Source organism: Ideonella sp. P3_A4, from assembly GCF_056403075.1.
Map to the genome: position 1 here is coordinate 1 of NZ_JBFUGE010000478.1, position 8,570 is coordinate 8,570.

The following is an 8,570-nucleotide window of genomic DNA, read 5'->3' on the forward strand; positions in this document are numbered from 1 at the left end:
CAACGCCACGGCACGAGGTGGTAATTGCGCTTGCGGGGAACGCCGCCAGGCGACCACGTCGGTCAGCGGCACGATGTTGCAGCCCAGCTCGCGCAACACGCGCAAGTGCCCGCTGAACGTCATCTCGCGCACCGTCATGCTGTCCGTCACCGACGAGGCGAACCGGTGGTAGACGAGCACCGGAATTCGCCGTTCGGTGGCTGGGGCCGCGGCAGCCCACAGTGGGCCGGCCAGCGCAGACCAGCCCAGTGCTGCAGCCAGGCGACGGCGACCGTGGTTCTCTACGGACCCGGGTGGGGTCGTTCGTGGCCGCGCACCAGCAGCACCGGCACCGGTGCCGTGCGCACGATCTGCTCGGCATCGCTGCCCAGCACCAGCCTGCCGACGCCGCGGCGGCCATGCGTTCCGATGACGATCAGGTCCGCTTTCCATCTCTTGGCTTCATCAACGACGATGTCGCACACGCGGCCGGCGAGGTTGTCGAACAGTTGCGTGTCGGCACTGCGACCGTCCGCTTCCACCCGCGCCTTGGCCACATCGAGCGTGGCCTGGCCGCCCTCTTTGAGTTGCGCCAGAATGTCCGGCGACAACGCCATGCCGGTGTACGGTGTGGCCGCGAAGGCCCACATGTCCACCACATGCAGCAGCTTGATCTTGGCGCCGGTCAACCGGGCCAGCTTGATGGCCTCTTCAAGACCCTGGTTGGATGTGGCGCTTCCATCGACGGGAACGAGAATTCTTTCGTACATGGCAAGAACCTTGGTGAGTGGCTTCTTCAGGTGACATCGGCCAGCTGAACACGAGTCGAACGAGCGATCCGATTGTTCGACCAGGCGCCGGCCAGCCACTTGATCGATCGCAAGCCGCGGGCCGAACCCGCACGACGGTCTGCCCGCCGCAGTGGCGCCACCCAGCGCGCCGGGTGACCAGCGCCTGGGCGTCCAGTCCCGCCTTCAGCAGGAGCGCTCTTGAGTGACGGCCGCGTACTTGGGATATTCGCCGCCACGCAGACAGCTCGCCCGCGTGGTGGACCCGCCTGCCACCCACTCTACGGCGCGATAACACTGACAGGAGCCGCGAAGCAGGCAGCCGAGTCCGAAGCATGGCTCCACCGCTTCCAAATCTCGAGGTCTACCCCAGCTCACCCACGTGATTGGTGCTTCAAGCATATTCATGGTCTGCGCTCCTTTCATCGCAGACAACTTTGGTAGTTAGACCGGCGTCAAACCTTCCCGAAACCTTCCGGCCGCGATTGGCGATGGAAGACGCGCTCGATCGTTGACCCTTGCCGCCTCTGTGCCATTGTTTGTCAGGTGACTCGGCGGGGATGCGTACCTACACTGGCCGCCGCACAGGGCTTGGCAGCACTGCGCACCAGGGAAGGAAAACAAGCCATGRAATGGCAGTTGGGGCGCGATAGCGCCATTGGTGACGCGCACCATGCTTTGATCGTGCCGTGGGTATCGCCATGACTGGCACAGCATTCGCGCGGCAAGGTAACGGCGCGCCGGATACCCGAGCAGCGGAGCGCTTCGTCACGGATGCGCCACGCTTCATGCTGGGCGATTGGCTGGTCGACGTCCACGCACACCGTCTCGAACGCGGCGACGAGTCAGCGGCACTAGAGCCGCGCCTAATGGCCGTGCTTGGCGAACTGTGCCGTCGGCCCGGCGAGGTGGTCAGCGCCGACGCCCTGCTCGACGCTTGCTGGCCGGGCGAGACCCTCGGCGACAACCCGGTGCACAAGGTCATGGCGGGGCTGCGCCGATCGCTGCAGGACAGCGCCACCGCGCCCCGCTATATCGAGACCATCCGCAAACAGGGTTATCGACTGGTCGCTCCGATCCGCGTGCTCTCAGACCAGGGCCCGCGCAGCCACCAAGGTGGCTGGCGCGGACAGTCCCCCTTCAGGGGTCTCGAGTCCTTCGGGATCGAGCACGCCAGCGTGTTCTTCGGGCGCGACGGTGCCGTGGCCGAGTTGCATGCCCGATTGACGGCGCAATGGCAGCGCGGTCATCCGCTAGTGCTGCTGCTCGGGCCGAGCGGCTCGGGCAAGACCTCGCTCGTACAAGCGGGGCTACTAACGGCCATGCTGGCGGCACCTGCCAAGACGGATGTCACCCGTGTTGCTCCGCCGCTGCTGCGTGCGTGTACCGCGGGTACCGTTGATTTGGCAGCCTTTGCCGACCTGGGTCCCTGGGCCGCGCTGGCCGGAGCGCTCCTCGATTGGGAATGTGCCGACACGGCCTTGCTCTCCGGCCACAGCATCGAGTCGCTTGCCCAAGCGCTGCGCGAACAGCCTGACGACGTCTTGCGCCTGCTGCGTGTCGGCTTGGCGGCCTGTCAACTCGTGGAGTCAGATGGTGTTCCCATCGCACCACCGTTGCTCGTTCTCGACCGGTTGGAGGCGCTGTTCCAGGCACCGGCGGAAGCCGACGCATTTGCCTTCATCGCGTGCATCGAGTGCCTTGTCCGAAGCCGTCTGCTGCTGGTGCTGGCGGTCTGCCGAAACGACTTCTATCCCAGCCTGGCCGCTCATCCCGCACTGATGATCGACAAAGATCGGGGCGCGCACATGGACCTGGCGCCGCCGGATGCCGACGCGTTTGCCCAAATGATCCGCCGGCCCGCTCGCGCGGCCGGCCTCATCTACGGCACAGACGCCAGCGGCATGAACCGGCTCGACGATCGGCTGTGYGCCGAAGCGTTGCATGCGCGGGACGCGCTGCCGATGCTGCAGTACACCTTACAGGCGCTTTACCTTGACCGCGCTCCCGGCAACGAGCTGACCTGGGCCGCGTATGACTCACTCGGTGGCCTGGAAGGTGCTATCGGCCGACGCGCCGAATCCACCCTCGCGGAGCTGCCACCAGGTCCGCAAGAGGCCCTCACACGCCTGCTGCCACGCCTCGTGGGTTTGTCCACCGAAGACGCCGCGCCTACCAGCCGTTGGGTGTCGGGCAGCTCGATCGCCGATGAGGATGAGCGGGCGCTGTTGCATGCACTCGTTGAAGCCCGGCTGCTGGTCGCTGACCGCGTGGGTGGAACAACTGGCTTTCGAGTCGCTCACGAAGCCCTGCTTCGTCGCTGGCCGCGGGTCACGGCTTGGGTGGCACAGCACCGCACGACGCTGATCGCGCGAGGCGAACTGATGCCATGGGTTCGGCGCTGGCTCGACGGTTCGCGTACGAACGCGCTGCTGCTGCCGCGCGGCGCCATGCTGTGGCAGGCTGGTGCAGCGCTGGGTGAGGCGCCAAGTCTTTTCGACGATGACGAGCGTGCCTTCGTCGCATTTTCGATGGCCCGGGTCAGGCGCCAGGCGCGCTGGCGTTGGGGTGCTTCGGCAGGAGCTGTGTGCTTCGCCGTCTTGGCTGGAGTGGCTGCGGTGCGCTACGCCGAGCTGGCGCGCATAGCCTCTGAACGGGAACACCAGAGTCAGCGTCTGGCTTCGTTCATGCTCGGGGACCTGGCCGACCAGTTGCGTCCGATTGGCAAGCTCGACTTGTTGAGCAGCATCGGTGAACAAGCGCTGAGTCTGTTCGGGCGCAGCAGCACGCCGGGGGAAACCCCGCAAGATGCCTTGCAACGCGCCAAGGCTTTGGTGGTCATTGGTGAAGTGAACAGCAGCCGGGGCAAGGCGCGCACCGACATTGCCATTAGCGCGCTTCGCCAGGCCAGTGAACTGCTGGAGCAGCTGAAGCAAGTACCTGGGCTCGCCGCGGCGGAGATCTACAAGACGCAGGGGGCGAGTGCGTTCTGGCTGGGTCAGATTGCGTTCGACGCCGATCGGTTCGATGAGGCCTCCTCTTGGATGCGCCGCTATCGGGAGGCTTGTGAACTCTGGCAGCTCGCGTTGCCAGAAGATGGTGAGGCGGCCGCCGAATTGGGCTACGCCCTGAGCAGCCTGGGCACCATTGCGATGCGACGCGCGGCATGGGCCGACGCCGAGCACGCATTCCGTGACGCGCTTGCGCTAAAGGCTTCGCGCGCTGGCTCTGCACCCGACGACGCTGCATTGCGCAACTCAATTGCGGACACCACGACGTGGCTCGGCCAGCTTGCGTACCTGCGCGGCGCCCCACGTGAGGCGCTTGCGCACTACGCTCGTGCTCGCGCACTCAGTGCGTCAGACAGCAGGCAGCCGGAGGACGCAGAGCGGCAGCACAATCGCGGCGTCCTCGGCGAGCGCGAAGCCGAGGCGTTGCGGGCGAGCGGCCGTCGCGCCGATGGACTTCGGGCAATGAATGCCGCGGCGGCCGCACTGGCCGAGGCCAGCCATCGAGATCCAGAGAACGCGTGGTGGGCGGTTGAACAGATCCATGCCGAGGCCGGCCTCGCGATGATGCGGGCCGAAGACGGACACGATGTGTCGGCCGAGCTGCGGTCGCTGCGGACGCGCCTGCAGGTAGGCGAAATGGATGCGTCGCCGCTGAGTAGCGTGCTGGACGCAGCGCGGTTGCGATTGGACGTGGCCGAGGCGCTGTCGGCCAGAGTTGCCGCGGCCGTTGACTCCGCCTCGGCGCTCGGTTTGACACGTACCGCACTCTCGTACGGGCAGGCGCTGCTTGCACGCCGGCCCCAGGCCTGGCAAGCGGCCGAGGATGTCTCGCGCCTGGTGAGCGTGGCTCGCCGCCCGCCGCTGCGCGGGCGACACGTCAAGCCTGGTTTCAGAGACCCGTCGGCTGATGGCCGCTGAATACACACCAACAGCCGCTCTCGACGCGGCAATACCTTGAAGGAAGTCGACATGCCACTTGATAGCGAAACCTATTACTACGTCGCCCCCCTCAAGTCGGAGGAGAATACCGGCATCCAACATTGCGCGTTCTTTGACGCCGACTGGCGGCGCCTCTGGCCCCCTGTACAGCTGACTGCTTGCACCGGCACCTCGGTTCGCATCGAACAAGTCTCCGCTGACAACCCGCATCTTCCCAAGGAGCTTCGGCAGCACGCCGTAGATCCCGATGCGAAGCTGGCCGGTGTGGCCGTGCGTACATGCGATCAACCCGACCTGCCGAACCTCATTCAGGTATCGGACGATGGCCCCTGGGTCAGTGTGCCGGTTGCCGGCAACGTTGCTGGCATTACTCGTGGGGCAATCCTCCTGTTCTCCATTTCTGGGCCAAACTTCAGCCTGCGTGCGACAACCGACCCTCAGATCAGAAACAGTGGTCCAGGCATGTCGTAACAAGGTCGGATAGGCCAGGCCTCGATTTCGCTGCGCCGACGCCGGAAGGCCGCAATGCTCCGTGCCGTTCGAGGGGGAAGTGATAGGACGGCCTGTGGCGACCCGTTTGCCAATCACGACCGGGGACGGCGGAGCTGTATGCAAACGCCGGTGATTGCGTGCGGATGGTCGTCTCTACATTGGAATTCGCTTCGACATCGACAGTCGTCGCACCGACCGGAGCGGTCTGCCGAGACGGCATCAGCGGCTGGTCGCCTAAAGTCAAGATCGCGTCCGCACCAGTCGCAGGCTGGTACACCGTGCAGGTGGCACAGCAACAGGGGCACCCTCAGGTCGGCAATTTCACCGTTCTGTATGGTCGGTACAACTCGGGCAACGTGAACTGCACCAGCCCGACGTCGCCGCTGTGAACGGCTTGGTACCGCCAGCGCTCAAGGACGATTTGCGGGTGATTCCGATCGTGCCGAACGACGAGAGCCGGCTGCCCCTTGACTCACTGCCGATTCGCGATCTGACGTCAACGTTGGTGCCACCATAGCCCCACGAAAGTGGTGCGGCGGCACCCGTTCAAAGTGACTCTCCAGGGATTCAGCTCACTGGATGTAGCAAGCCTTGACCACGCCCGGTGCGGGATCACCAAAAGTGGCGTTGGTGCACGCCACAGGCCCCGACAGACTCTTGTGAATGAACGTGCCGTTGGCGCCGTAGGCCACCATCCGAGTGCCGCTGAAACTGCAGGTCAGCCACTCGCTGGCACAGTGGGTGTAGTTCACCGGACCCACGTAGCAAGCCTTGCCAAGTCCCACCGCGGGATCACCGAAGGTCGCGTTGTCGCAGCTGAAGCTGCCGCTCAGCGTTCTGTAGGTGAAGCGGCCGTCGGCACCATAGGCGACGTTCGATGTGCCGGACATGGTGCACGTCTGCCACTCCAAGGCACAGTATGTATACGCTGCCGGCCCAACATGGCATGCCTTCCACACGCCGGGGATCGGATCTCCGAAGGTCGCGTTGTCGCACGACGTCCCGTTCGTGATCGTGCCGTAGTTGAACTTGCCGTTGGCACCATACGCGACACTGCGAGTGCCGGTGAAGCCGCAATACCCGCCCTCGTTGGTGCAGAAGTCGTAGACGTCGTTGCCGACATAGCAAGCCTTCCCGACACCCGGAAGGGGATCACCGAAGACCGAGTTGTTGCAAGCCGTCCCGTCCGTCAGGCGCCGGTAGAAGAACTTGTCATAGGCGCCGTAGGCCACCATCCGCGTGCCACTGAAACCGCAGGCCTGCCACTCATTGGCGCAATAGACATAGTCCGGCGAGGTCGTCGACCGGAAGGCGGCCACCATGGCGGCCGTCTCATTCAGCACCCGTGCGTCGTGGCTCACGCTGGCGGTGCCCATCGGAAGTCCGTTGTAAAGGACATTCGGGTTGGCCCAGTAGGGCAGCCGGGCGCAGCCTCCCGCGCAGTTGTAGGCCATGATGGTTCGCCAGCGGGGATCGGCCGCCGTCTGCTGATAGCCGTGACCGTAGGCAAATGGTGTGGGCGTCGAGTCGTTGGCAGGGTCGTGGCGCGCACCCTGCAGGTGCCCCAACTCGTGTCCGAACGAGTAGTAGCCCGTGGCGCACGAGTAGTGCACGACCGCGAAGGCAGTCGATGCATTGGCCATGATGGCATTGGCCATGCCGCAGTAGTCGGCCTGGTTGATGATCATGGCCGACATGTCGGCGCCGCTGCCGTCGCGGCGATCGAGTACGGTCGGCATGTGCGCGAAGTCGTTCAGGATCGTCTCATACGATTTGCCGCTTTCCGAATAGCTGACCTCGAAGTTGTCGACCAGCCTGAGCTGGATGTTGACGCCGCTGTTGGCGTAGGACTGGTTGGTCTCGGCCATGGCCAGCTGGATCGTCGCCCGAATGTCCCCCACGGCTGAACGTGCCGCCGGCGTGTAGGCCACCAGCACATCGATCACTTGAGGCGCCATCGTGCGAATCGCGTCATCGCCCGGATCCGTCATGGATGCCGGATCGATCGCAACCGGGCTGTGGCGCTCTGTCTCATGAAAGCTCGGCGGGTGCTCCGGCGGGAAGCGCGACGGGTCGATCTTCACGATCGCGTGAAGCCCCCGGCCAAGGGGTTCGATCTTGTACAGGTCCAGGCCGTCGCRAACGCTGCCTGTCACGTTGCCGTCGTGCGCGACCAGGATGGCGTTGCCCTGCACGCCCACCAAGCCGCCCGACCAGGTGAAGTCAGTGTCCGAGCGGACTTCCGTGCTCGTCCTGTCCACGTCGATCGACCGAAGGCGTCCGACTTGGATGCGCACGCCTGCGCCATCGAGTGCCGAGGCATCGATGCGCACGATGGTGAGCGAATCGGTGGTGGGCTGCCGGCGGATTTGTTCGATGCGCCGGGCTTGTGAGACGTCGCGCACAGCGCCCGGCGTGTCCGGCCTGAACAGCTCCGGCCGCGTCTGCGCATGGGCTACCGCCGACGCGAAGACCCCGAGCGCCAGGAAGCACCACGCTGACCCGGTGCCAAGGCGGTGTGCGAGTGTGCGTGATTTTGTGCGCACCGATGCCAGGAATTGCGAGGCGAACGTTGGCCTCCCTGTGAGGGTCGTCTCTGGCAGCAACGGGTCCGAAGCGGGCCGGACGTTCTTGTCCGGCGCCAGCGTTGACAGTGGCGTGGGGTTCATGATGTTTCCTTGAGTGGATGGAGATCCGTCAAGCCTCGGTGAGGCCCGAGACGGCTGACCGAATTCCCCGAAGCCGTGGGGCAACGGGTCACTGCATGGTGCGCAGAAGCGGCCGAATGGACCTTCCGGAAACCTTCCGGTGCGGATTCGCAGGGCAGAGCGCTGACTGCACGCGCCAGAAGGATTCTGGGAAGGCGGTGTGATCCCTTCCCGACCAGAGTTGCTGACAAGGCGTCCTCGATGCCTCGCTCAGTACCGATCGGTCGGCCGCGACGGAAACCGAGCGTCGCAATTGCGGCCGTCCCGAAATGGAGTCCACCATGTTCAACCCTTCAGGCCTCGTTCGTTCAATCCAGACATTCCGAAGCACTTCCTGTCGCTGTACTTTCTCTGGCGAACGTTCTTGCGTCCAATACGGCGAATTCGACGTCGACCACGATCGATGGCAGGTCAACCCCATTGAATGGCAGCCTCGAGGACGTGGGCAACGATGCACGTCCGTGGACGGGAGCCGTATGCGTGGGCCGGCGATTGCGTGCGCATGGTCATCCCGACGTGGGAGTTCGCTGCGATGGTCGATTCGCAATCTGACGTCAACCACCTCTACAGCGCTCCCAGACTAACCACGCCGGGGCGCATTTCAGCGTGGACTCTGGGCCAGAAGGATTTCGGAAGGTCGGTGGGCCTGGGAT

General features: G+C 64.8%; 4 protein-coding genes and 1 pseudogene. 2 read left to right on the forward strand and 3 right to left on the reverse strand.

The features are described from left to right. Positions 1-180, reverse strand: a pseudogene (locus tag AC1DYI_RS27170) (polysaccharide deacetylase family protein); the annotation flags it as partial. 101 nt (positions 181-281) lie between these two features. After that, positions 282-749, reverse strand: coding sequence for a universal stress protein (locus AC1DYI_RS27175; RefSeq protein ID WP_477207239.1), 468 nt, complete (start codon positions 747-749; stop codon positions 282-284). Between the two features lie 719 nt (positions 750-1,468). Here AC1DYI_RS27175 and AC1DYI_RS27180 point away from each other — a divergent pair. After that, positions 1,469-4,696 carry an nSTAND1 domain-containing NTPase gene (locus tag AC1DYI_RS27180; protein WP_477207240.1) on the forward strand — a complete coding sequence of 1,076 codons (3,228 nt, stop codon included), beginning with the start codon at positions 1,469-1,471 and terminating at the stop codon, positions 4,694-4,696. 36 nt (positions 4,697-4,732) lie between these two features. Further along, the gene (locus AC1DYI_RS27185; RefSeq protein ID WP_477207241.1) at positions 4,733-5,188 is read left to right on the forward strand and encodes a hypothetical protein; all 456 of its coding nucleotides are present in this window, start codon (positions 4,733-4,735) and stop codon (positions 5,186-5,188) included. A gap of 593 nt (positions 5,189-5,781) precedes the next feature. On the opposite strand, the gene AC1DYI_RS27190 is transcribed toward AC1DYI_RS27185, so the two are convergent. After that, positions 5,782-7,962, reverse strand: a complete 2,181-nt coding sequence (locus tag AC1DYI_RS27190; RefSeq protein ID WP_477207242.1) for a M12 family metallo-peptidase — start codon at positions 7,960-7,962, stop codon at positions 5,782-5,784. Positions 7,963-8,570 lie beyond the last annotated feature (608 nt).